We start from the raw sequence: 24391 nt of genomic DNA, 5'->3' as shown, positions 1-24391 counted from the left end.
TAGATTCTTTCAATCTGTGAAACTTTTTTCACATTTTATTATATGGCAGTAACACATTTGTACACAGATGTGTTATGCACAGGGTGTAATTATGATATGGAATGAAACAAAAGAATGTATGAGCCGCGAAGAGATGAGAAACCTTCAAGGTGCCAGACTTATTAAAATGGTAGACAGAGTTTACCATAACGTTGAATTTTATCGAAAAAAAATGCAGCAGATGGGGTTGGAACCAGGTGATATCAGAGGGATTGAAGATATAAATAAACTTCCATTTACTACAAAAAGTGACTTAAGAGATAACTATCCATTTGGTTTATTTGCAATTCCGCAGTCCGAAATTGTAAGAGTACATGCATCTTCCGGTACAACGGGTAAAGCTACCGTCGTAGGGTACTCCAGAAGAGATATTGAGATCTGGCAGGAATGCGTGGCCAGAGTTTTAGCAATGGCAGGTGTAGGAAAAAGTGATAAGATACAGGTATCCTACGGATATGGTTTATTTACAGGAGGACTGGGATTACATTATGGAGCGGAGAATCTGGGAGCTACCGTAATACCTATGTCTTCCGGTAATACTAAAAAACAGATTACCATGATGGAGGATTTTGGCTGTACAGTTATTGCCTGTACCCCGTCTTATTTACTACATATAGCAGAAACTTTACAGGAAGCTGAGAAGCTTGATAAAATAAAACTGAAAGCAGCTATACTCGGTGCAGAACCCTGGACAGAGAATATGAGAAAAGAAATTGAAACGAAACTGAATATCAAGGCTTATGATATCTATGGTCTAAGTGAGATAATGGGACCGGGTGTTGCAGCTGACTGTGAATACCATAATGGACTTCATGTCTATGAAGATCATTTTATTCCGGAAATTATTAATCCGGAAACATTAGAACCTGTTGCGGAGGGTGTAACAGGAGAGCTGGTATTTACCACAGTTACCAAAGAAGCACTACCACTATTTCGTTACCGCACCAAGGATTTAACCAGTATAACTTATGATAAATGTGAATGCGGGCGAACTTTAGCCAGAATATCCAGATTTAAAGGACGTTCTGACGATATGTTAATAATACGGGGAGTAAATGTATTTCCATCCCAGGTGGAAGCAGCACTTTTAGAAATCGGAGAGACCAGCCCTCATTATCTGCTTATCGTAGACAGGATAAATAATTTAGATGTTTTGGAAGTATGGGTAGAGGTAGAAGAGAGATTTTTCTCAGATGAAATTAAAGTTTTGGAAGATCTGACAAAAAAAATTGCGCATGTACTTCAAGCTGCACTTGGTCTGGCAGTTAAAGTTAAACTGGTAGAGCCAAAAACCATTGAAAGAAGTGAGGGTAAAGCCAAACGTGTAATAGACAAGCGAAAATTGGTTTAATAATTCGTTAGGCTTAGCCAAACGTGTAATAGACAAGGCGTAAAATTGCCTAAAATTTGTATAGTTTGTTAATGCTAAATTAAATATTTGATACTCAACGTCTAATAATATTAAATATAAAGAGGTGATTTCATGTTAATTAAACAGCTATCAGTATTTATTGAAAACAGAGAAGGGAGACTGGAGAAAGTAACGGAAACTATTAATGAAAATAACATTAATATTATCTCTGCCAGTTTAGCCGATTCATCCGAGTATGGAATGTTTCGGATGATTGTATCTGAGCCGGAAAAAGCAAGAACCGTATTAAAAGAAGCTGGTTTCTCAGCAAACCTGACGGATGTTATAGCAGTTAAACTATCCCACAAAGTTGGGATGCTTCACCAATTATTTAAGGTACTGGCAGAAGCCGGTATCAGCGTGGAGTATATGTACGCACTATCCTCCAGTGAAATAGGTTCCATGATACTAAAAGTATCCAATAGCAAGGCAGCATTGGAAGTATTACATAAGAGTAACTTTGATATGTTAACGGCAGAGGAAGCTTATCATATAGATTAAACTAAACCAATATTAAAAAGCTGCTGCTTATTCGGGTTTATCTATAAATAATATGTTATAAATAGGTTACAAGCATTATTTATACTTTCAGATAACTTGAATTAGCAACAGCTTTTTATTTTATATTTTCTAATATGAAATAATTAATATCATTTATTATTCTTTTTGGTTTCATTTATTTTAGACTCCAACATAGCTAATAGCTCTTTTTTTTCAGTTGAATTTAATTTACTATAAAGATTAAATAGTTTTTTTTCATCACTGGTTAATTGAATTACACGCGAAAGTGTGTTATTTGGCTTCGAGTTACCAGACTTTATGGTATAATCCACATTTTCATGAAGAGTTTCATGCGTTATGGGCGTAGTGTGGTTATTGATTAAATCTCCTATATCTACTTGATATAACTTGGAAAGTTTTAAAAGTGTATGATAATCAGGATTTCGCAAGCCTGCTTCATAATGGGCATAACCCTGTCGAGTCATATTCAGGTATTGGCCGACTTTACTTTGGGTTAAATGCATTCTGGTACGCAATTCGCGCAATTTGTCTTTCAATAATAATTCAGACATGCCAAACCCCCTTGCAAATTTATATGCTTTTCTTTAATTGAAAGCTGATACTTGTATTAAGTATTCAATTATAACATATTACAGTTCTTATATGGCATCATCTTTCATCGGTAGTAAACTTTTTAATTATACAATTTATCTATTATACCAAGTTGACTTAAAAATATCTGATAAAGCAACAAAATGTAGCGTTAGTACAATTGTATTCTGTTTATCTAAGAAATATTATGTTATACTAATCTATTTCAATAATATATAATAAAACAAAAAAATTCAAACAAAAAATAATTGAAAAAGGTATAATTTCGCATGAAAATCTACAAAATAATATTTGACAGAACAAGAAATAAGTGATATGATTAATATGTTGCAGTAGATGCAATACGATTATAGCTGTCACTAATATGTAACAGTAATTTTAATTTATTTGGAGGAATTAACATGAACAAAGGTACAGTAAAATGGTTTAACAATCAAAAAGGTTTCGGATTTATCTCTGATGAACAAGGCAACGATGTATTCGTACATTATTCAGGTCTTAACATGGACGGTTTCAAGTCTTTAGAAGAAGGACAAGAAGTTGCTTTTGATGTTGTTCAAGGAGCTAAAGGACCTCAAGCTACTAACGTAACTAAATTATAATCAACAAAGTTTTCAGTGTACCTTTTTCTATATATATAAATTTTAAGAATTATTATTTTTAACATTTTTATACAGAAATAAGCTATATTGTCATGAACGAAATTGATTAAAGGTTATCCCTCGGGATAACCTTTTTTAATGCGTTACTATATTACTGCCTCTCCTTGCCAGTTGATCTATAATCTTATAAATCGGTTTAAACAGTAACAAAACAACTACAAAGTTAGCAATACCATGAGCTATATCAAAAGGAATTCCGGCTATCCAATAAGCAAAAGCAGATTGTAAGCCACTTCGTATCGTACCACCGGCTAACCCCATAAAAAAATACGGAATAGAGCATAATGCACCGAATGAGAGGCCATATCCGCCAGAGATTATTGCCCACTGCAGTGAAGTACTTTCTTTTGGAAATAATGTAACTAACAGGTATAGGACAAACCAGATATAAAGATAATTTATCCACCACAATCCAATACCAAAAAGAAATCCCTCCAGGATTATAAATACCGTAATGATATAAAGAGTTTTCTTATGCAATATCAACGTAAATATGATTATTAATAAGGAAATCAGTTCAATATTTGGAAGAAAAGCCAGGCTGTACTGTACGGCAACCAATATAGCACTGAACATACCTATAATAGCAATATCTTTTATTTTCATTTTTATACCCACTTAGATCCCAACCAGCTTACGATACTGCTTAAATAAATAGTGTAATATTGTCTTTTATCTTAAACTACCAACCTACGGTAAAAGTAATTTCATAATGATCTCCGTCTTTTATTGGAGTTGCATCCACACTGGTATTTATGGTTCCGCCATTTAAAGTAAAACACCACCATTCCTGTTTGGATTTGTCGGCAGTTTTACCATCCACAGTAGTTACATAAAGGCCATATTCGTCATCTGTACCTGAAATAAGCCCGTTTTTTACCAAAGCACCTCTAAGATATTTCTCATCTGTTGTAATATCATAAGATTTACTTTTACCATCATCAAATATAACTTCAGCAACGATATGTTTCGTACCCTCAACTGATTTTAATTTAAAATGATTATACATTAAAAACATAACAGCAGCAAGGATAACCAGACCAAGTAGACCTAATATTATGTTTCTTGCATTATTTTTATATTCCATATTTAATTCCTTTCATCTTATTAGATATATAAGATACAATAAAAAAGCTCCTAAACCAGGAGGGCAGGAACTATTTCCCTATTATGCCGCTTATCTGTCCTTTATACAGATATATCGGATAAGTAATCACTTAAAATACATTATAAATATATCTTCATCAAATCGTTATTAAATTTTATATAAGTACTTAATTTAATAGATGCTTATTTTGATAGTTGAAGTATAACATTACCTATTTTACTTGTCAATCCTGATAAAAAAATACTTATTATTTATATGATTCATTTATGATAATGTCTTAGTGTACCACAAATGATTATGTCCCAATTAGTCGTTCATATATTATAATAGAACCTCATGACTTAGAAATGAGGTGGACACAATCAGAAAGGTATTACTAACAATGGACGAAAACCAAAAGTACGAGGTCATTAAAAAACTCGTAGACACAAATGGTAATAAGAAAACAGCTGCTCTTAAAATAGGTTGTTCAGATCGACACATCAATCGCTTAATAAAGGGCTATCAAGAACAAGGTAAGTCTTTCTTTATTCATGGTAACCGAGGGCGACAGCCGGCCATTACTCTTCCTACAGATACAAAACAGTTAATCTTGGACTTATATCGTACCAAGTACAGTGACTGCAATCTGACCCATTACTCTGAACTTCTCAAAGAAAAAGAACATATCAGTGTATCTGTCAGTGCCATTACTTCTATTCTTAGAAAGGAATACATCCTTTCTCCTAAAGCAAACCGTTCTTCCAAGAAAGCGGTAAAAAAAGCACTAAAGGCTATTCAATCAAAGACTAAGTCTAAAAAGAAAGCAGCTATTATTCAAAGTTCCATCATGGATCTGGAGGATTCGCATCCTAGGCATCCTAGATGCGCGTATTTCGGTGAAATGCTTCAAATGGATGCGTCCCTACACCTTTGGTTTGGGCAATTCAAAACACAACTCCACATCGCCGTTGATGATGCCACAGGGCAGATTGTTGGCGCCTACTTTGATGAACAAGAAACATTAAATGGCTATTATCATGTTCTCTATCAGGTTCTTAGTAATTATGGCATTCCATATCAATTTTTTACTGACAACCGAACTGTATTTGAGTATAAAAAGAAGCATGAAACCTCTTTAGAGAAAGATACCTTTACTCAGTTTGGTTATGCCTGCAAACAATTAGGAATCGACATTCGTACTTCCAGCGTTGCACAAGCAAAAGGGCGGGTTGAAAGAATGTTTGGCACTCTTCAATCCCGCCTTCCTGTTGAACTCCGACTTGCGAATGTAACCAGCATTCAGCAAGCCAATCAATTTCTCCACACCTATATAAAGAAATTTAATAAGCAGTTCGCTTTACCTATTGATAGTATCAAATCTGTGTTCGAAATGCAACCAGATAGTGATAAAATCAATCTGACGTTGGCGGTATTATCTTCTAGAAAGATAGATAACGGAAGTTGCCTGAAATATCAAAATGAATACTATCTTCCTGTAAACAGTCAAGGAATCGCTGTACACCATCGTAAGGGCACCACAGCAATGGTAATTAGATCATTCAATGGTGAACTTTTTAGTTGTATTGGTGAGCAGGTTTATGCACTTGAGTTACTTCCGGAACACAAGCTTTCTTCAAAAGCATTTGATTTAGCGACCATTCCGGAATTACCAAAAAAGAAATACATACCTCCTATGAACCATCCTTGGAAGCAGGCATCATTTGAAAAGTACGCTAAAAGTCAATTACATAGAAAAGATGTAGCTTAACTGATATTTCGAAGTCTGTAGGTTTATTAAGGTTATCCAAATACCGACTGAGCTATGGATTTTCTCCTAAAGTACTATTTAAAACTAAGCACCAGAAATCTGGTGCTTATGTTTAAACTTTTTGAGGACATTTTCAAAAACGGTTGACATCCTGATAAAAAAATACTTATTATTTATAATTATTCTATTTTACTAATAAAAAAGATTTAATATGCTGTCGTTTATCTTAATTTTTATTCAAAATTATCTTGCACTTTTTTACAAAGTGGATTATTCTAGTAATTAAATAAATGTTTGTTCGCAGAAGGAGAATTACTATGAGTATACAGAAACAATCGTTTGGAAAAACCAAGGAGGGAGTAGAAGCTACTCTTTTTATTTTGAAAAATAAAAACGGCATGACTGTCAGCTTTACCGATTTTGGGGCTATTATCGTAAATATCAATGTTCCGGACAAAAACGGTAATTTTGATGATGTAGTTTTAGGATATGATGATGTAACCGGCTATGAAATTAATACACCAGGATTTGGCTCTTTTATCGGGCGTCATGCTAACCGCATCGGCGGAGCTGCTTTTGAATTAAATGGTAAAAAGTATGAACTGGAGAAAAATGATGGTCCCAATAATTTACATGGTGGTTCCAAAGGATATAATAAATTTCTTTATGAGGTTGAAGCTTTTGAAGAGGAAGATTCAGATTCTATAGAATTTTCAAGACTGAGTCCGCATATGGAACAAGGTTTTCCGGGAAATCTTGATATCAGTGTAACATATACATTAACTGATGATAATGAATTAGTAATTGAATATCTTGCAGTTTCAGATAAGGACACTATCGTGAATTTGACCAACCATTCCTATTTTAATTTGGCGGGACATAAATCAGGTTCTGTATTGGAACAGCTGGTTATGCTGGATGCGGACAAATTTACTCCTACGGATGATGCACTTATCCCTACCGGTGAATTACGTGACGTTACAGGAACTCCTATGGATTTTAGAAAGTTAAAACCTATCGGACAAGATATCGATGCAAACTATGGCCCTTTAAAGCAAGCAGGGGGATATGATCATAATTTTATTCTAAATATCAGCGGCAGTGAAGTGGAAAAAATTGGTGAATTAGTAGATGAGAAAAGTAAAAGGAAGATGGAGATTTTTACGAATATGCCGGGAATCCAATTCTACACGGCTAATTTCTTGAATGCAGAAACAGGTAAGGATGGTTTCGTATATGAAAAACGTGCCGGTGTTTGCTTTGAAACCCAATATTTTCCTGATTCCTGCAATAAACCAGAATTTCCATCCAGTGTGTTAAAAGCCGGTAATGAATATGATTATGTGACAGTATTCAAATTTACAACCAAATAAATAAACTGGTTTTTAATTAATGTAATAAATGAAGCAAACCGGTAAAGTTATCCTTGCCGCTAAGAAAATAATAAAAGTGCTTATCGTCCATTTTACTGGGAGATAAGCACTTTTTTAATATTAATGGTATATAATTATTTAGTACCGTAGATTCTGTCACCAGCATCACCAAGTCCGGGAAGGATATATCCATGCTCGTTTAATCTTTCATCCAAAGCTCCGATATAAACATCAACATCAGGATGAAGTTCAGTTAAACGTTTTACACCTTCCGGTGCAGCGATTAAGCATAAGAAATGTATTTTACTGATTCCTTTATTTTTTAATAATGTGATCGCGGCACTTGCCGAACCACCGGTTGCCAGCATAGGATCTACAACGAAAATTTCTCTTTCATCGGCATCAACAGGAAGCTTACAGAAATATTCTACAGGTTCAAGGGTTTCTTCATTACGATATAAACCAATATGACCAACCTTAGCATTAGGAATCAGGTTCAATATACCATCGGCCATATGGAGGCCTGCCCTTAAAATCGGTACAATACAGAGTTTCTTACCTGCTATCTCATGTGCTATGGTTTTAACGAGAGGCGTCTCTATCTCGATATCAGCAAGAGGAAGTTCTCTTGTTGCTTCATAGCAAATCAACATGGCAACCTCGGAAACCAAATCACGGAACTCTTTGGTTGAAGTAGTTTTGCGCCTCATAATGCCGATTTTGTGCTGAATTAATGGGTGATCCATAATAATAACTTTAGACATAACATTGCCTCCAAAAATTTTTGACTTAATATACTTTTGTTCCCAAAAATGAACATAATTATTTACTTTAAAAATCATTATAGCAAAGTTTAATGTCTAAGAAAAGTGTAAATTTTAATTTATTGTAATTTTTAAAATTTCAATGTAATCATAACATATGGGGAACTGGAATTTGTAATAATATTTAATATATTAAAATTATTATTATTATTTTGATATATAGAGGCAGTTATTATAAAATCTTACTGCAGAATTTTACAGAAAAAATACCGCAAGACAGAGGAGAAGCCCGGTAGAGGGGGGGAGGGTAACTACCAGGCTTTGTTTTATGAAAAAAATTATCTTATAAGCATTATTATGTGTAACTCAATTACCATGATTTTATTATAATAGACATATATGATTATTGTATGGATGATTTATGAACATTTTGTGAATATTTAAATTTAAAATTTTTCTTATAAAAGGCAGAATTCTCAGGAATTACAAAGGCTACTTTTCGTTAAGATACAAATACTAAGAGAAACATCTAATATCTAAAGCATAAAAATAAATTTGTGTGAGTTATAAAATAGATGAGAGGATGGTATCAGTATGGCAAGCATTTTTAAAAAATTAATAAGTAGAGAACTTGGCGAAAATAATTACAATAAGTATTTCTTTGTCTGCCAGAAAAGCATACAGAACAAGGCTTTTGACAGTAAAGAAATATACAATGATATTTATGAACATCTGAAAAATAAAGATAGAGTAGCAATTAAAAAGATGCAGGAGCGTTTAAATGATACCATGTTTTTAGCTATGCGTATTTGCAAAACGTACCTTTTTTCATTTTTATTTTTTGTGGGAGCTATTTTTTATTTATTAACAAAGGATATTCAACCGCTTATAACATTTTTCAGTATTCTTTTAATGAGTTTTTGTTTTATCGGTAAAACCTATCAGTTTATTGTAAATAAATATTGCTTTATCGATGCCCAGATAGTGCTGGTATATAAAACGGTTTTGGATAGAATTCTTCTCATTAGCGAACGTGAGCATTCTTAGATATAAGATGTTTTGAAGATTTAAAAATCTGGAGTTTATAATTAAATATAAATTCCAGATTTTTTATTTACTAAGAAGTTCACTGATATTCCCTCATAAATAAAAAGCACGACCGAATGGATGTACCTGAGATACCAGAGGCAGATTTCAATAAAATGATAGCGCTTCAGCATTAGAATCAGATTAGCCAGATGATTCTTTAATAGACAGAGGAGAAGCCCGGTAGGGGGGAGGGAAACTACCAGGCTTTATTTTATGAAAAAGTTTTCTTATAAGTAATTTTAGGTGTAACTGATTTTCTATGTTTTCATTATAACAGTCATATATGTTTATTTCGTGGCTGATTCATGAACAATTCGTGAATATTTTTTATTACATAGGAAAATTCTCCGAACTTCCCTATGTAATAAAAAGCCCGACCGGCAGGATGCACATGAACACGCAAAAGGATAATATCCTTTAGGACTAAAGTGACAGCGCGTCAGCGCTAGAGTCTGGCGAGCCAGACTCTTTCTTATTAAAATATCTATCCTTTTTATACAATAAATAAAGTAAAATCTGGAAGCAACGGACTTGGACAGGCATTGGTTAAAATGATTAGCCTAATGCAGGGTGGAAGTGTATAAACAATATGGAAATATATGGTCAAAGATGGAGAGGATATAAGCAAATTTTAGAAAAAACTTATGAACCTGAACTATTAATGTAACAAATTTAATATAGAAATGTTACATTTTTTGTTTTATACTAAATAATAATTTAAGAAGTTTCATTTTTTATCACAAGTACTTACATAGCTGATAGCAAATAAAAATTAGAAAAAATATAATTTAAGATGCCGCCAGAGCGGCATCATATCTGTATGGTTGAAAGAAACAATAAAAAAAGGAAGGAATGCCACATACAATTCTTTCAACCTGCGAAACTTTTGTTTCGCATTTTATTCTGTGGCAGTACCGCAGACCTGTCTGCGGTATGTTATGGGTGTAAAGATGGAAGAAATTATTATTAAAAATGTCAAAGTATTTGTAACGGCACCAAGAAACATTAATCTGGTTATAGTAAAAGTAGAGACTTCCGAACCGGATATTACTGGTTTCGGTTGTGCTACATTTACCTGGAGGTATAAAGCGGTAGTTACAGCCATAGAAGAGTATCTGGCACCAATGCTGAAAGGAAAATCTGTTCATAATACAGAGGATATCTGGCATACTATGATGGGCAGTTCTTATTGGAGAAACGGTCCGGTATTAAATAATGCTATATCAGGTGTGGATGAAGCGTTATGGGATATAAAAGGGAAGCTGGCAAATATGCCTTTATACAGTTTATTCGGCGGTAAAACAAGAAGCGGTATTGCGTTGTATCGTCATGCAGATGGAAACAGTATTGAAGAAGTAGAGGAATGTATCAGTAAGTATCTGGAGGAAGGATACCGTTATATCAGATGTCATATGGGATTATACGGAGGTAATGCCGGAAATGTAAACCAAATGATTGCCAAACCAGAGGGAGCACCGGACGGAGCTTATTTTCATCCGGGTAAATACAGGAAGAGTGTAGTGCATTTATTTGAAAGAATAAGGAGTGATTTTGGTGAAGACCTTGAACTGCTTCATGATGTGCATGAGAGGCTGTCCCTTGCAGACACCATAAATCTGGCAAAAGATCTGGAACAATTTCATCTCTATTTTCTGGAAGATGCATTACCTCCGGAGCAGGTCGACGCTTTTAAAATGTTAAGGGAGCATACAACAATCCCTCTTGCAATGGGAGAACTATTTACCAGTCCAGGTGAATGGAAAAATGTTATTCAGAATTATTGGATTGATTATATCAGGGTACACTTAAGCGATATCGGGGGAATTACACCGGCTAGAAAACTTGCTGATTTCTGCGAAATGTATCAGGTAAAAACAGCTTTTCATGGTCCTAATGATCTGTCGCCGATTGGAATGGCTGCTCAGATGCATCTGGATACGTCAATTCATAATTTCGGAATACAGGAATACTCAGGCTTCACTGAAGAAGAAAAAGAAGTGTTTCCGGGTTGTCCAGTGGTAAGAAACGGTTATGCCTATTTAAGTGATAAAGCAGGTATCGGTGTAGACTTTGATGAAAAAGCTGCACTTAAATATCCACCGGTGGAGATGGACTTTAGCTGGCTGTTCAGCCGTTTGCCCGATGGGACGGCAGTAAGACCCTGATTGTGGGGAATGAGGAAAAATGAAAAAATTAAAGTCACAGATATTATTATGGATGATTATACTGATTGTACCGCTGCTGCTTGTTCTGGCTGCGTATAATTTATATACTTTGAAAGTACTGAACAAACAGGTTTCCTTAAATAACAGCGATATTATATCAATATATGAAAAACCGGTAGTTCAGGATATGGACTATATCAGTTATTCCATGGCGAATTCCATGGCTAATAATTCCAGCATGCTGCAGCTGAATTACGCTACGAGTTATATGGAAGCTTATTTCTGCTGTAATGATATAGCTTCGGATTTTAAGGCAATGGTACGTTCGGAGCTGGAAGGTTTAGGTGCATTAGGTATTAGCTCCCCGCAAAATAATCTAACGAGAATGGTGTATTCGGATACCGGTAAATATACTTACGATGAAAAATGTGAATTGAATCAATATATTGCACTGTTGATGCAGGATGAGGAATGTTATAGAGCCGGCTGGCAGCTGCTTTCTCTGACAGCAAGGGATTATCTTGTGAGAATCTTAAAAAATAATAATGTTTATATTATTATGGTGATAGATTTTTCATTGATTACTACGCCACAGAAAGAAGCAGATGAGGTAGAAAGCGGATATCTTGTGTACACGGATGAAGATAACATACCTTTGATAATGAAAGATTTTATTACCGAAAATGATATTGTTCTAAAACAGTCTTACGCTAATTATTATATATCCGGTGGTGATGTGAATCATTATATGATAGTACAGAAGGAATTTCCCTATGCTGGTATCAGACAATATTATATCAGCCCGTATAACGGTGCCTTTCGATATCTGGATGTAGTACAGATATTACTTATGATTATAACTATAAGTATTGCTTGTTTTATACCGGTGGGGTTTTATTACATGAAAAAAACACTGTTTAATCCTATGGAGTCCATGATAACAACGATGGAATCCATAGGAGCCGGACAGACAGATGCACATATGGATGAAGATTATAAAATTGCAGAATTCTTGCAGGTCAAGGATACTTTTAATGCAATGGTTGACAAGATCAAGGCATTAAAAATCAATGCATACGAACAGGAACTTCAGTATAAAAATGTACAGATGCAATATCTGCAGATACAAATCCGCCCTCATTTCTTTTTGAATTGTCTGAAGAACATATATGCTATGGCGAATCAGAAACAGTACGATTCCATACAGGAAATGATACTTTTGCTGTCACAGTATTTAAGAAGCCTCTTTAAGATCAATCCATCTCTTATCAGCATAGAAGAAGAGATGAAAGGGGTTAATAATTATATTGCATTGCAGCAGATGTGCCGGTCAGAACCGCCGGAATGCAATATTGATGTGGATTCAGACCTTTGGCAGTTTCAGATTCCAACGCTGTCGATTATAACATTTATTGAAAATTCGGTGAAACATGGAGGGGTATCGGATAAAAGACTTATGATATCCATCAGAGTGTCCAAACTAATCAGTGAATCGGAATCTTATGTATGTATTACGATTCTGGACAACGGACCTGGTTTTTCCAGTGATGGTTTAAATATATCGGATGAACCATATGATGTAGATTCCAAAGAGCATATTGGCATTATAAATATCAAAAAACGTATAGAACTTTTGTATCATGGAAAAGGTACCATCCTTTTTGGTAACTCAAACGGAGCATGTGTTGAAATCTATATTCCAATGGACTTAGATGAGGTGAAAAAAGATGACAGTATTAGTGGTAGATGATCATATCAGTGTAGTGAGCGGTTTGATATTTGGAATAGACTGGAGGAAAATAGGAATTACGAAAGTACTGAAAGCCTATAATGCCACAGAGGCAAGAAAAATTATCAGCAGTCAGAACATTGACATTCTGTTATGTGATATCGAAATGCCCGTGGAGGATGGACTAAGTCTTTTTACCTGGGTTAAGGAGAAGGATTATCCCATGGAATGCATATTTCTGACTTCTCATGCTGATTTCATATATGCCAAGGAAGCGCTTCGCTTGGGAAGTTTTGATTATATTTTACAACCTGCAAGGTACGAAGAAATTGAAAGAACTCTGGTGAAAGCTATGGATAAAATACGGATTACTAGAAAGAAAGAAGAAATGGCATCCTGCGGAGATCTGATACAGAAAAGAAAAAATATATTTTTGGATGCGGTTCTGCAAAGATTTTTTGGTGAAACAGGCCTTCCCCAGGAGCAGGCAATAAAGGATCTTAATAATCTTGGAATACCTTTAAATGAAACAGAGAGGACCTTTGTAATACATCTGCATATGCAGAAAGAGAGCCCAATTGTTAAAGATTGGGAAAATGACCTGATTAAATATACCATAGAAAACATTTTGGATGAGCTGTTATCCGGTTATGGATATGGTATCTTGATATTTACTAAATCGCGAAGAAATTTTGTGATTTATGTATATAAGAAAGAACCGTGCAACATTGAAAAAGAAATTGTTGGTACCCAACTAAAACATTTTATTGAAATATATAAGGAATACAGTGGTTGTGAAATGACCTGTTATTTAGTCTCATGTAACGGAATCAGGGAACTGAAGTCGGCGGTAGATAAACTGGAACAAATTAAGTCCAATAATGTTATACAGGATAAAGGAATTATAGATGGTGACCTGGAACGGCAGACACAGTCAGCAGGAGAAGAAACAAAGATTTTTTTTGAGAAGCTCGGAACCTTGATCGAGAATAATTTATACGAAAAGATCTGTGATGATGCAATGCTGCTGTTAGATGAACTTTCAGGAGAAAAACAGATGAATGCGGATAGTTTGATTCGGTTTTACCAGGACTTTCTGGGAGTTATGTATCTTTCAGCAGAAAAATACGGAATTTCGTCTTCAGAGATCTTTGAGGGCGAAACGGAACGGGAACGTTCGCTGAAAGCTTATTCCTCCGTGGAGGAGATGAAATGGCTGATAAAATATATTACCGCATTCTTTAATGAAAAAAGTGCATCGGAGGAAAAACAGAAAACACAGATAGATTATATATTACAATATATCAGAAGTAATATTGAATCAGATATACGCCGAACCGATATTGCAGAGGCGGTGCATCTTAATCCCAATTATGTCTCCAGATTATTTAAGAATGAAACGGGGAAATCCTTAAAAGAATATATTATGGAAGAAAAGATGGAGTTGGCCAGGGAACTGGTCAGAAATACAAATCTGTCTATCAGTGTTATTACAATGAAAGTTGGTTATAACAATTTTTCTTATTTTGCACAGGTATATAAGAAAGTAAATGGACTTCCTCCGGCGGAAGACAGAGAAATAAACGGAAAGCACAAATAAGGGCAAATACAAATAAGCAAAAATGGTTTACAGTTCAAATAGTATAATACGAGATAATGTAACATTTCCGGCATCGGAATGTTACATTTTTTTAAAAAGTAATACAGTATTGCAAAAGAACTTACATTTTTAATAATAATAAGACACAGACGAGGTAGTTGCTGCTGTTAGAGTTTATTATAATGGTATCATCAAATCAAGGAGGAAGGTTATGAAAATGAAAAAACTTTTGGCTGCTTTATTAATAGCAGTAATGACGTGCAGCTTATTAGGAGGATGCGGGGGAGCCGACAAAAACACATCCAAAGGCAGCAGTACATCAGAGGGGAATACTGCAAAAACCGATAGCGCGGACAGTGAAGAACCTTATACGGTCACAGTGTATGCTCCGTATGATGCAACTACGGATGAATGCAAAGCTGTTTCTGAAAAAGTAAGTGAAATCACCAGAGATTTAATCAATTGTAATGTGGAACTAGTCAGAGGGGTAACTAAGGATCAGTTAAACCTGGCTTTAACGTCAGGTGAAAAATTGGATCTGTTCTATGCATTTCCGTGGGAAGTATCTTTATCCAGTATGGTTGCCAGCAACGAAGTAGTTGCAATGGACGACCTGCTGACTAAATATGCTCCGGAGACTAAAGAAAACATTTCAGAAGATGACTGGGCTTGTGTTACGGTAAATGGAGGAATCTACGGTGTTCCAATGAACAAAGATAAAGCACAGGCAAGAGGATTTGAAATGAACAAAAAGATTGCCGATGAAGTTGGCATCGACTATAGTAAGCCGATTACTTATGCAGAACTGGAAGCTGATTTAAAAAAGGTGAAAGAAGCGTATCCTGATATGTATCCTGTTGTTCCAAACGGAGGAAGTATGAACTTCCCGACCTGGTCCTGTGATGTTCTTGGTGACAGTCTGGGTGTATTGGAAAATTGCCTGAACGACAGTACAGAGGTAGTTAATCTGTTTGATACCGATTCCTTTAAGGAATATTGCTCCTATATTTATAAATGGGCACAGGAAGGTCTTATGATGCCGGATGGAGCCAATACGGATGAAAGTTATGCAACCTATATTGGATCAGAGGTTGGATTTGGTACTTTTACACCATTAAAAGCAGGTTTTGAAGCTGAGGAAACCAGAAAATGCGGTGTGGATATCGCAACAGTTCAGTTATTTGATGCACATTCCACAACCTCCATGGTAAACGCTTGCTGGTGTATTGCCGGAAACAGTGAAAAACCGGAAAAAGCTATGGAAATGCTTAATTTAATGTATACAAATCCTGAAATTGCCAATCTGTTTATCAATGGTATTGAAGGGGATAACTATAAAATTATAGATAACGATAAAAAAATTATCGATTATGCAGATGGAGTTGATTCCTCCACAACAAATTATTCTGTTGTAGGATGGGCATGGCCAAATGAGCAGATTACTTATGTTTGGAACGGTGATGAACCGGATGTTTGGAAAAAACTCAGCGAATTCAATGCATCAGCGCATGCTTCACCTGCCAAAGGTTTTGTATTTAATAATGAAAAGGTTTTAAATGAAGTAACTGCATGTAACAATGTAATCGATAAATATGAAAAGGGATTGATTACGGGATGTTTAAATCCTGAAGAAGCGATTCCTAAGATGAATGAGGAATTGAAATCAGCCGGAATTGATACAATTATTACTGAAAAACAGGCACAGTTAGATGCCTGGTTAGCAGGAAAGTAGTAATTTCTGTTTGAACAGTATCACAGACAAGGCTTGTGATATGTATAGAGGATTACCATGATATAAATTAACAGAATGGGGTTGCTGCAAATTAAAAATTATCTTACTGTGGAGAGAATTAAAATGGATTCTTAGCCTAAGTCTGATAAGCTAATTATTTTTGCAGCTGCCCCGTTTTTAAACAGCGAGGTATAATTATGAACACAAAAACCAAAAAGCCCCTGATTTCAAGCCTTAAAGCATTGAAAAAGTTTTTGCCGTTATATTTGATGATGGTACCGGGCCTTATTTATCTGATTATTAATAACTATATTCCCATGACCGGCATTGTGCTTGCCTTTAAGAAATATGATATGAAAAAAGGGATGTATTTAAGCCCAAATATCGGTTTTAAGAATTTCGAATTTCTCTTTAAGACCAAGGATGCATTTACAATTACCAGAAATACCTTAGGGTACAATATTGTTTTTATTGTCTTGGGTACTGCAGTAGCAATAACCATGGCAATCTTATTGAATGAGATTAAAAGCGAAAAAGCAAAGAAAACTTATCAGACTTTGATTTTAATACCATATCTGATATCTATTGTGGTTGTAAGTTATATCGTTTATGGTTTTCTAAATACACAGAGTGGTTTTATAAATAATTCAATCTTAGAAAAACTGGGAATGAATGCGGTTTCCTGGTATTCGGAAGCAAAATACTGGCCATATATTCTGGTCTTTGTGCATATATGGAAAGTGTTCGGCTATAGCTGCATTATTTATTATGCTACCTTGATCGGTATCGATAAAGGATTCTATGAAGCAGCGGTGATAGACGGAGCTACAGTTTGGCAGCAGATCAAATATATTACACTGCCGGGGTTGAAAACCACAATCATTACGCTGACTTTAATGGCCGTCGGCAGAATTTTTTATTCGGATTTCGGTTTATTTTATCAGGTACCCATGAACAGCGGAGCATTGATTGATGTTACCAATACCATTGATACTTATGTATACCGGGGTCTCACACAACAGAACAATATCGGTATGGCCGCGGCAGCCGGTTTATACCAGTCACTTGTTGGTTTCATTTTAGTACTTACAGCGAATTATATTGTTCGGAAAATCAGTAGGGAAAATGCATTATTTTAGGAGGATGATCAAATGGTTAAAAATGATAGAGGGTTCCAATACGTTGTAAATATTATTATGATTATCCTGTGTTTGATATGTGTACTTCCTTTTGTGCTGTTAATCAGTTCTTCTCTGACAGCAGACAAAACACTGGTAAAATACGGTTATTCATTTATTCCGAAAGTTCTGGATCTGACGGCGTATAAATATCTGATTTTCGGCTCAAAGTCAATTATAAGAGGTTATGGTATATCTATTTTTGTAACGGTTACAGGTACTTTCTGCAGTCTGGTGCTGACAACTTTATTTGCTTATCCGTTATCCAGAAAGAATCTGCCGGGAAGGAATTTCTTCGCTTTTTTTATTTTCTTTACCATGCTGTTTAACGGAGGGCTAGTGCCTACTTATATTATGTGGAACCAGATGTTCCATATAAAAAATACCATTTGGGCACTGATCGTTCCGGGACTGCTTATGAATGCTTTTAACGTTATTATGATGAGGTCTTATCTGACGACAAATATACCGGAAGAAGTAATCGAAGCGGCAAAAGCCGATGGTGCAGGGGAAGTTAAAACCTTGCTTCAAATTGTTCTTCCAATGTCTAAACCGATTATCGCAACGCTGATTTTATTAATTGGACTTGGATATTGGAATGACTGGCTGAATGGTTTATATTACTTAAATGATGACAGGTTTTACAGCATACAGGTACTGCTTAATAAAATGCTTCAGAATGTGGAAATGATTAAAAATGCAGCTTCTTCCGGAGCTTCCACTATGAAAATGCCATCTACCTCTATTCGAATGGCAGTAGCGGTAATTGGTGCTTTACCTGTTTTAATTATCTATCCCTTTTTTCAGAAATATTTTGTAAAAGGTATCGTAGTTGGTGCAGTTAAAGGATAGCAAGGTGTAGATAAATATTGATAGGTAATTAAAAAATGTTTTTAGAGAGAAAATTTATATAAATCGAGAAAGAAAACCCAATAAAATCAATGGGCTTAGGCGTTTGTAAAACGCCTAAGAATTATTAATAAAAGGAGAAAAGCAGCGATTAACGATACGCTGTTTATAAGAAAATATGAGCTTTCCAAAAGATTTCGCCTGGGGTGCCGCAACCGCAGCTTACCAGATCGAAGGTGGTGCGGGTGAGGATGGCAGAGGACCCTCCATCTGGGACACCTATGCCCATAATAAAAAGATTGATTTGCTCCGAAACCGTATGAATATACTGAATGGAGATACCGGCGATACAGCCTGTGATCATTATCACCGCTATAAAGAAGATGTACAGCATATGAAAGAAATGGGACTTTTAGCATACCGCTTTTCCATCAGTTGGTCAAGGATTTTACCGGAGGGAAGAGGTAAAGTTAATGAGAAAGGTCTAAAGTTTTACAGTGATCTGGTAGATGAATTAATAGCGGCAGGAATAGAGCCTTATATAACATTATTTCATTGGGATCTTCCGCAAGCTTTGCAGGATATCGGCGGCTGGTTAAACCCTGAGATGCCGGATCTGTTCGGGAAATATGTAAAAGTTGTAGTGGATGCTTTATCAGACAGGGTTACTTACTGGATGACATTAAATGAACCGCAGTGTCATATTATTATCGGCCATATAGACGGAGAATGTGCCCCGAAGCAACGCGTAACAGACCGGCAGGGGTTTTATCTCATTCACAGTATTTTAAAAGCACATGGTAAGGCAGTACGGATTATCAGAAAATACGCTGTAAAAAAACCTCAGATAGGGATTGCGCCCAATCCCTCAGCTTATTATCCGTCAACGGATCGGAAAGAAGATGTTCAGGCAGCCAAGAAGATGGCTTTTGGCATTACAAGCAGAAATTTCTGGTGTTCTACCTGGTGGCTGGATCCGATTTTCCTTGGGTGTTATCCTGAAGATGGAATTCATATATTTGGTGATGATTTTCCGTTGGAAATGATAAAACCGGGTGATATGGAAATGATTTCAGAGCCTATTGATTTTCTTGGATGTAATTTTTATCAGGGAACAGAAATCAGAGCAGATAAGAGCGGAGAGCCTGTTATAGTACCAAGAAAACCTGGATTTGATATGACAGCATTTAAATGGGGAGTTACACCCCAGATTCTGCATTATATGCCGAACTTTCTTTATAATAGATATCAGATTCCAATCTATATTACGGAAAATGGTCTGTCCATGGCTGATTGGGTAAGCTTAGACGGCAAGGTACATGATCCGCAAAGAATTGATTTCATGCAGCGTTATTTGCTTGAACTTAAGAAGGCAATAGATGACGGTACTCCGGTAAAAGGTTATTTTGCCTGGTCAATGATGGACAATTATGAATGGTCCAATGGTTATACGGAACGGTTCGGTATGATTCATGTGGATTATGAAACACAGAAAAGGACTTTAAAGGATTCCGCTTACTGGTACCATGATGTGATAAAAAGCAATGGGAAAAGTCTTTTAATAGAATAAGATTCACCCGACAAAAGTGTAAGGCTTTTTCAGGCGAATCAGAATAGGTAACAGGTATAAAAGCATAACTGAGTGAATGAAACAATCACTTAGCTATGTTTTTTTCTTTACCCAAATCGCATACATTTTAAATAATGTTAAGTTGACATTGAAAAATTAAATGGTTAGAATTAAAAGTAAGGTTAACAAATTTATTTACATTTAAATTGATGTTTATTTTTGATTTTACGAGGAGTATTATATATGTGGCTGTTTATTTTTGTATTTATAATAATCGGAATGTTAGGTATTATATGTCCGCGCACCTCCTGGTATATGTCAAATTGGTGGAAATTTAAGGGAGAGATGGAATCCAGTGATATCGCTTTAGTTTTTCATAGAGCAGGAGGAATAATCTTCTTATTAATTTCTATATTCCTGATCTTAAAATATTAATATTATTAAAGGAAGTGTTATTATGAAAGATATTTATATAAACTATGGTACTAATTTGCCTAAAATAACATATGAATTGATGGAGGCTGCAAAAATTGCGGACAGGTTGAATCCGGATATGAAGATAGGTATTAAACCAAATCTTGTCGTATCGCGTCCCGCTGATAACGGTGCCACCACGCACCCTGAAATTGTAGAGGGGATCATTCGTTATCTGCAAGCTTTTGATATAAAAGATATTACCATTCTGGAAGGATCCTGGGTGGGCGATAGTACTCAACTTGCATTCAAGAACTGCGGTTATACGTCCCTGGCAGAAAAGTATGGAGTTAAATTACTTGACACCAAGAAGGATAAAGCGGTACAGGTTAAAAGTAAGGACATTTCCCTGAATATTTGTGAAAGTGTGCTTAATGTGGATTATCTGATTAATGTTCCGGTTCTTAAAGGGCATTGTCAGACCGGTATGACCTGTTGTATGAAAAATCTGAAAGGCTGTATACCTGACAGTGAAAAAAGACGTTTTCATACCATGGGACTGGAGAAACCCATTGCGCTTCTTAATACGGTTATTCACCCTGCACTTCATATTGTGGATTCTGTCTGCGGTGATTTATCCTTTGAAGAGGGAGGAAATCCGGTAATTGCAAACCGGATTATGCTCGGGGTTGATCCCGTACTGCTGGATTCTTACGGAGCACAGCTGATGGGTTTTAAGCCGGATGAAATAGAATATCTTCGTTTGGGGAAATCTTACGGCATTGGTAAATATGCGGATGAAGATACGAAAATTATGGAACTGGGCGCTAAGAACCGGCCGAAAACCAGTGTAAGCCACAGCAGTACAATAAAGAAATTAAGCAAATACATTGAAGCTGACAGTGCCTGTTCAGCCTGTTATGCTGCACTTGTTTATGCACTTGATAAAACCGGTGGCATAAGGGGAGAGTGTATAAAGATTGGTCAGGGATACAGAGGGAAAAAAAATGCCGGAATTGGTGTAGGCAACTGTACGTCAGGATGTGAGTCTTATGTAAAGGGCTGTCCTCCGAAAGCCAGTGATATAGTGGATTTTATAAAAAATAACCACTGATAGAAAATAAGATAGAGGTATAGTTATTCATTTGAATAAATATACTAATATTGACAATATTTTCTATGGTGTAGCTATGGATAATGAACAACAAGATAAATTAAAATTCTTTATCAAAACAGGAATTGCTGTTTTATCCTTCCTTGTTCTAATGGTTTTAGGTGCTAAATACATATCCACCGCAGTTACAGTTACTAATTCAGCAAATTCAGAAAGAACACCTATCAACTGTGTAGATCAAAAAGAAAAGAAAGTAGCTTTAAGTTTTGATGCTGCTTATGGGAATGAGGACACTGAGGAAATTCTGGAAATACTTGCTTTACATAATATAAAAGCTACTTTCTTTTTGACGGGGGGATGGGTCAATGAGTATCCGGCGGATGTTAAAGCAATTGCGGCAGCAGGCCATGACCTGGGAAATCACAGTGATAACCACATACATATGTCACAGCTGACCAAAGAAGAATGCAAGGCTGAAATATTAAAAACTCATAACAAAGTGAAAGAATTAACGGGAACAGAGATGAATTTATTCCGTCCGCCATACGGCGATTATAATAACACATTAATCGAAACAACGGATGACCTTGGGTATTACTGCATTGATTGGGATGTGGATTCCCTGGATTGGAAAGATTATGGGGTCAGGTCTATTGTTGATACAGTATTAAATAATGAACATTTAGGAAATGGATCAATTATATTATTTCATAATGGTTCTAAATATACTAAGGATGCCCTCGAGGATATTATTGACAGATTAGAGGATAAGGGCTATAAAATCGTACCTATATCCGAGCTTATTTATACTGATGATTATTATCTGGATGAAGCGGGCAGACAATTTAAAAAATAAATAAATTTATGGTAAAAAAGTGTTCAACTTTAATTAATTGAACACTTTTTACATTTTATTTATTAATCCAGTTAATTTATCTAATGGATTTAAGACCTCATAATAGCTATCCTGAACATTAAAAACCTGAAGATCTTAATACTAATCAAAATCTGTAATAAATAATTTATTAAGTAAATAAAAACCTATTTATAACTAAAATTTCAATAATTAGTAAAATGGTAAGAAATTTATAGATAATGGATATTTTATTAAATTACAAATATATGCAAATCGTGTTATGATGAAGATGTTACAAGAAACCACATCTTGAAAGGGGGATTAGATTGTGAAATTGAAGAAATTAGTTTCACTATTACTGGTCATCACATTGGTAAGTGTATCACTGATGGCATGCAAAAAAGGAGGAGATACGCAAAAAACATCGTCCACACCAACACAGGAAGCAGCAGATGAAAAAACCGCAGAAACGAAAGAAGCTGCTGCAGATGCTACAACACCGGAAGCTGCCACAGAAGCAAAAACGGAAACTGCGGATACCGCCGGTGGTAAGTTACAGGTTCCGGATAAGGATATTACATTAACATTATGGGACATTGCGACGGAAGATCCGGCGAATGGAATTCAGCAAGGTGCCGTAGACCGTTTTATGAAAGAGCATCCTAATGTTAAAGTAGAAACAACGCATATTCAAAATGATACCTACAAAGAAAAATTGATTATCGCTATGAGTTCTGGTCAATGTCCTGATATCTATATGCATTGGGGCGGCGGACCTATGAATGAGTATATTGAATCCGGTTTTGCTGTGCCGCTGACCGATTTAATGAAAAATTATTGTGATGTTGATTTCTTAGATGCTGCAATTGCACAGAGTTCATATAAAGGAGATATTTATGCAGTTCCTTATGGCGGTATCGGGGGAAGCGGTATTTTCTATAATAAAACAATTTTCTCAAAATTAGGATTACAGGTGCCCGCAACGATTTCTGAATTGGAAACAGTTGCAAATACTTTAAAAGAAAATGACTATATTCCTTTTTCTTTGGCAAACCAGAATAAATGGACCGGTTCCATGTATTTTATGTATTTAGCAGCACGTTATGGCGGTGTTGATGAATTTAATGCTGCTGTGGATGGTACTGGCTCCTTTGAATCAGATGCATTTCAGTATGCGGCAGAGACGATCCAAAAATGGATTAAAGCAGGATATTTCCCGGATGGTGTTAACAGTCTGAATACGGATGATGGTCAGGACAGAGGATTAATGTATACGGAGGATGCAGCAATGATGCTTCATGGTTCCTGGCAGGCTGCCTCTATGAAAAATGATAATGAAGAATGGTATACACAGAATATCGGTTATTTTGCATTTCCTAAATTGGAAAATAGTAAAGCGGATCAGAGTATCGTAGTAGGTACCTCCATTGGTAACGGATTTTCCTTTAATACAGGAGATGACCAGGATAAATTAAAAGCAGGTTTTGTTCTTACTACCCAATATTACAATGATGATACTTATAATAAGGCTCAACTAGCTGCCGGTACTATTCCTTCTATTAAGGGAATGGGAGATACCATACAGGATCCTTGTATGCAGCAGATTTGGAAGGACTTTTCCAGTGCAAGCAACGTACAATTATGGTATGACCAGTACTTGCCGCCGGCTGTCAGTGAAGCACATCAGTCAACTTGTCAGGAATTATTTGGTCTTACTATGACACCTCAAGAAGCAAATAAGACATTACAGGATGCAATGGCAAAATATCTGGCAGAGTAAATTTATTCTGAACTAAAATCTGGCATAGATTAATAGCATGTAAACAAGAAAATGGCTTAGATAGGTTATTCTAAACATGGGCTGTTGCAAAATTC

The 24391-nt window shown here is 35.7% G+C and carries 21 protein-coding genes; 17 read left to right on the top strand and 4 right to left on the bottom strand.

What is annotated here, in order from left to right:
- Positions 1-91: 91 nt before the first annotated feature.
- Entirely contained in the window at positions 92-1390 is a 1299-nt protein-coding gene (locus RBU59_RS08590; protein ID WP_308147465.1) for a phenylacetate--CoA ligase family protein, read from the top strand.
- A gap of 132 nt (positions 1391-1522) precedes the next feature.
- Positions 1523-1951 (top strand): ACT domain-containing protein, encoded by a 429-nt coding sequence (locus tag RBU59_RS08585; protein WP_308147464.1) that lies wholly within the window; start codon positions 1523-1525, stop codon positions 1949-1951.
- Between the two features lie 149 nt (positions 1952-2100).
- Here RBU59_RS08585 and RBU59_RS08580 read toward each other — a convergent pair whose 3' ends face one another.
- On the bottom strand, positions 2101-2523 hold the full coding sequence (locus RBU59_RS08580; RefSeq protein WP_308147463.1) for a helix-turn-helix domain-containing protein: 423 nt from the start codon (positions 2521-2523) through the stop codon (positions 2101-2103).
- 441 nt (positions 2524-2964) lie between these two features.
- Between RBU59_RS08580 and RBU59_RS08575 the strand changes: the two genes are divergently transcribed.
- Positions 2965-3165, top strand: a complete 201-nt coding sequence (locus RBU59_RS08575) for a cold-shock protein (protein ID WP_033165096.1) — start codon at positions 2965-2967, stop codon at positions 3163-3165.
- Between the two features lie 135 nt (positions 3166-3300).
- Here RBU59_RS08575 and RBU59_RS08570 read toward each other — a convergent pair whose 3' ends face one another.
- On the bottom strand, positions 3301-3831 hold the full coding sequence (locus RBU59_RS08570; protein ID WP_308147462.1) for a hypothetical protein: 531 nt from the start codon (positions 3829-3831) through the stop codon (positions 3301-3303).
- A gap of 76 nt (positions 3832-3907) precedes the next feature.
- Positions 3908-4312, bottom strand: coding sequence for a DUF4430 domain-containing protein (locus RBU59_RS08565; protein ID WP_308147461.1), 405 nt, complete (start codon positions 4310-4312; stop codon positions 3908-3910).
- A 403-nt stretch (positions 4313-4715) separates the two neighbouring features.
- Here RBU59_RS08565 and RBU59_RS08560 point away from each other — a divergent pair, with 403 nt between their 5' ends.
- Both RBU59_RS08560 and RBU59_RS08555 read left to right on the top strand, forming a co-directional pair.
- Positions 4716-6083, top strand: a complete 1368-nt coding sequence (locus RBU59_RS08560) for an ISNCY family transposase (RefSeq protein WP_308143379.1) — start codon at positions 4716-4718, stop codon at positions 6081-6083.
- A gap of 317 nt (positions 6084-6400) precedes the next feature.
- Positions 6401-7456 carry an aldose epimerase family protein gene (locus tag RBU59_RS08555; protein ID WP_308147460.1) on the top strand — a complete coding sequence of 352 codons (1056 nt, stop codon included), beginning with the start codon at positions 6401-6403 and terminating at the stop codon, positions 7454-7456.
- A 134-nt stretch (positions 7457-7590) separates the two neighbouring features.
- Here the strand turns inward: RBU59_RS08555 and upp are convergent, their stop codons facing one another.
- On the bottom strand, positions 7591-8220 hold the full coding sequence (upp, locus tag RBU59_RS08550) for a uracil phosphoribosyltransferase (protein WP_161838051.1): 630 nt from the start codon (positions 8218-8220) through the stop codon (positions 7591-7593).
- Between the two features lie 594 nt (positions 8221-8814).
- Here upp and RBU59_RS08545 point away from each other — a divergent pair.
- From RBU59_RS08545 to RBU59_RS08495, 12 genes are all read left to right on the top strand, one after another.
- On the top strand, positions 8815-9267 hold the full coding sequence (locus RBU59_RS08545) for a hypothetical protein (protein ID WP_308147459.1): 453 nt from the start codon (positions 8815-8817) through the stop codon (positions 9265-9267).
- Between the two features lie 992 nt (positions 9268-10259).
- Positions 10260-11474, top strand: coding sequence for an enolase C-terminal domain-like protein (locus RBU59_RS08540; RefSeq protein ID WP_308147458.1), 1215 nt, complete (start codon positions 10260-10262; stop codon positions 11472-11474).
- A gap of 19 nt (positions 11475-11493) precedes the next feature.
- Positions 11494-13224: a sensor histidine kinase gene (locus RBU59_RS08535; RefSeq protein WP_308147457.1), complete on the top strand. Its 1731-nt coding sequence runs from the start codon at positions 11494-11496 to the stop codon at positions 13222-13224.
- Positions 13202-14803 (top strand): response regulator transcription factor, encoded by a 1602-nt coding sequence (locus RBU59_RS08530; protein WP_308147456.1) that lies wholly within the window; start codon positions 13202-13204, stop codon positions 14801-14803. The genes RBU59_RS08535 and RBU59_RS08530 overlap by 23 nt, the downstream gene beginning before the upstream one ends.
- Before the next feature lie 211 nt (positions 14804-15014).
- Positions 15015-16535 (top strand): ABC transporter substrate-binding protein, encoded by a 1521-nt coding sequence (locus RBU59_RS08525; protein WP_308147455.1) that lies wholly within the window; start codon positions 15015-15017, stop codon positions 16533-16535.
- A gap of 197 nt (positions 16536-16732) precedes the next feature.
- Positions 16733-17674 carry an ABC transporter permease gene (locus tag RBU59_RS08520; RefSeq protein WP_308147454.1) on the top strand — a complete coding sequence of 314 codons (942 nt, stop codon included), beginning with the start codon at positions 16733-16735 and terminating at the stop codon, positions 17672-17674.
- A gap of 12 nt (positions 17675-17686) precedes the next feature.
- Positions 17687-18565, top strand: coding sequence for a carbohydrate ABC transporter permease (locus RBU59_RS08515; protein ID WP_308147453.1), 879 nt, complete (start codon positions 17687-17689; stop codon positions 18563-18565).
- Between the two features lie 175 nt (positions 18566-18740).
- The gene (locus tag RBU59_RS08510; RefSeq protein WP_308147452.1) at positions 18741-20132 is read left to right on the top strand and encodes a GH1 family beta-glucosidase; all 1392 of its coding nucleotides are present in this window, start codon (positions 18741-18743) and stop codon (positions 20130-20132) included.
- A 243-nt stretch (positions 20133-20375) separates the two neighbouring features.
- On the top strand, positions 20376-20567 hold the full coding sequence (locus RBU59_RS28770; RefSeq protein ID WP_442871702.1) for a DUF6199 family natural product biosynthesis protein: 192 nt from the start codon (positions 20376-20378) through the stop codon (positions 20565-20567).
- A 22-nt stretch (positions 20568-20589) separates the two neighbouring features.
- Complete coding sequence (locus tag RBU59_RS08505) at positions 20590-21660, top strand: DUF362 domain-containing protein (protein ID WP_308147451.1); 1071 nt, start codon at positions 20590-20592, stop codon at positions 21658-21660.
- 76 nt (positions 21661-21736) lie between these two features.
- Positions 21737-22516, top strand: a complete 780-nt coding sequence (locus RBU59_RS08500) for a polysaccharide deacetylase family protein (protein WP_308147450.1) — start codon at positions 21737-21739, stop codon at positions 22514-22516.
- A 328-nt stretch (positions 22517-22844) separates the two neighbouring features.
- Positions 22845-24296 carry an extracellular solute-binding protein gene (locus RBU59_RS08495; protein ID WP_308147449.1) on the top strand — a complete coding sequence of 484 codons (1452 nt, stop codon included), beginning with the start codon at positions 22845-22847 and terminating at the stop codon, positions 24294-24296.
- The last annotated feature ends 95 nt before the right edge of the window (positions 24297-24391 follow it).

Source organism: Anaerocolumna sp. MB42-C2 (genome assembly GCF_030913705.1).
Classification (GTDB): domain Bacteria; phylum Bacillota; class Clostridia; order Lachnospirales; family Lachnospiraceae; genus Anaerocolumna.
Note: the sequence above shows the minus strand (reverse complement) of the source record. Positions and strands in the feature narration are given on the sequence as shown.

What these genes read in the sequence shown, in the direction of transcription:
- RBU59_RS08590 (WP_308147465.1), top strand. Translation starts at nt 92, where the DNA reads ATGATATGGAATGAAACAAAAGAATGTATGAGCCGCGAAGAGATGAGA.
- RBU59_RS08585 (WP_308147464.1), top strand. Translation starts at nt 1,523, where the DNA reads ATGTTAATTAAACAGCTATCAGTATTTATTGAAAACAGAGAAGGGAGA.
- RBU59_RS08580 (WP_308147463.1), bottom strand. Translation starts at nt 2,523, where the DNA reads ATGTCTGAATTATTATTGAAAGACAAATTGCGCGAATTGCGTACCAGA.
- RBU59_RS08575 (WP_033165096.1), top strand. Translation starts at nt 2,965, where the DNA reads ATGAACAAAGGTACAGTAAAATGGTTTAACAATCAAAAAGGTTTCGGA.
- RBU59_RS08570 (WP_308147462.1), bottom strand. Translation starts at nt 3,831, where the DNA reads ATGAAAATAAAAGATATTGCTATTATAGGTATGTTCAGTGCTATATTG.
- RBU59_RS08565 (WP_308147461.1), bottom strand. Translation starts at nt 4,312, where the DNA reads ATGGAATATAAAAATAATGCAAGAAACATAATATTAGGTCTACTTGGT.
- RBU59_RS08560 (WP_308143379.1), top strand. Translation starts at nt 4,716, where the DNA reads ATGGACGAAAACCAAAAGTACGAGGTCATTAAAAAACTCGTAGACACA.
- RBU59_RS08555 (WP_308147460.1), top strand. Translation starts at nt 6,401, where the DNA reads ATGAGTATACAGAAACAATCGTTTGGAAAAACCAAGGAGGGAGTAGAA.
- upp (WP_161838051.1), bottom strand. Translation starts at nt 8,220, where the DNA reads ATGTCTAAAGTTATTATTATGGATCACCCATTAATTCAGCACAAAATC.
- RBU59_RS08545 (WP_308147459.1), top strand. Translation starts at nt 8,815, where the DNA reads ATGGCAAGCATTTTTAAAAAATTAATAAGTAGAGAACTTGGCGAAAAT.
- RBU59_RS08540 (WP_308147458.1), top strand. Translation starts at nt 10,260, where the DNA reads ATGGAAGAAATTATTATTAAAAATGTCAAAGTATTTGTAACGGCACCA.
- RBU59_RS08535 (WP_308147457.1), top strand. Translation starts at nt 11,494, where the DNA reads ATGAAAAAATTAAAGTCACAGATATTATTATGGATGATTATACTGATT.
- RBU59_RS08530 (WP_308147456.1), top strand. Translation starts at nt 13,202, where the DNA reads ATGACAGTATTAGTGGTAGATGATCATATCAGTGTAGTGAGCGGTTTG.
- RBU59_RS08525 (WP_308147455.1), top strand. Translation starts at nt 15,015, where the DNA reads ATGAAAATGAAAAAACTTTTGGCTGCTTTATTAATAGCAGTAATGACG.
- RBU59_RS08520 (WP_308147454.1), top strand. Translation starts at nt 16,733, where the DNA reads ATGAACACAAAAACCAAAAAGCCCCTGATTTCAAGCCTTAAAGCATTG.
- RBU59_RS08515 (WP_308147453.1), top strand. Translation starts at nt 17,687, where the DNA reads ATGGTTAAAAATGATAGAGGGTTCCAATACGTTGTAAATATTATTATG.
- RBU59_RS08510 (WP_308147452.1), top strand. Translation starts at nt 18,741, where the DNA reads ATGAGCTTTCCAAAAGATTTCGCCTGGGGTGCCGCAACCGCAGCTTAC.
- RBU59_RS28770 (WP_442871702.1), top strand. Translation starts at nt 20,376, where the DNA reads ATGTGGCTGTTTATTTTTGTATTTATAATAATCGGAATGTTAGGTATT.
- RBU59_RS08505 (WP_308147451.1), top strand. Translation starts at nt 20,590, where the DNA reads ATGAAAGATATTTATATAAACTATGGTACTAATTTGCCTAAAATAACA.
- RBU59_RS08500 (WP_308147450.1), top strand. Translation starts at nt 21,737, where the DNA reads ATGGATAATGAACAACAAGATAAATTAAAATTCTTTATCAAAACAGGA.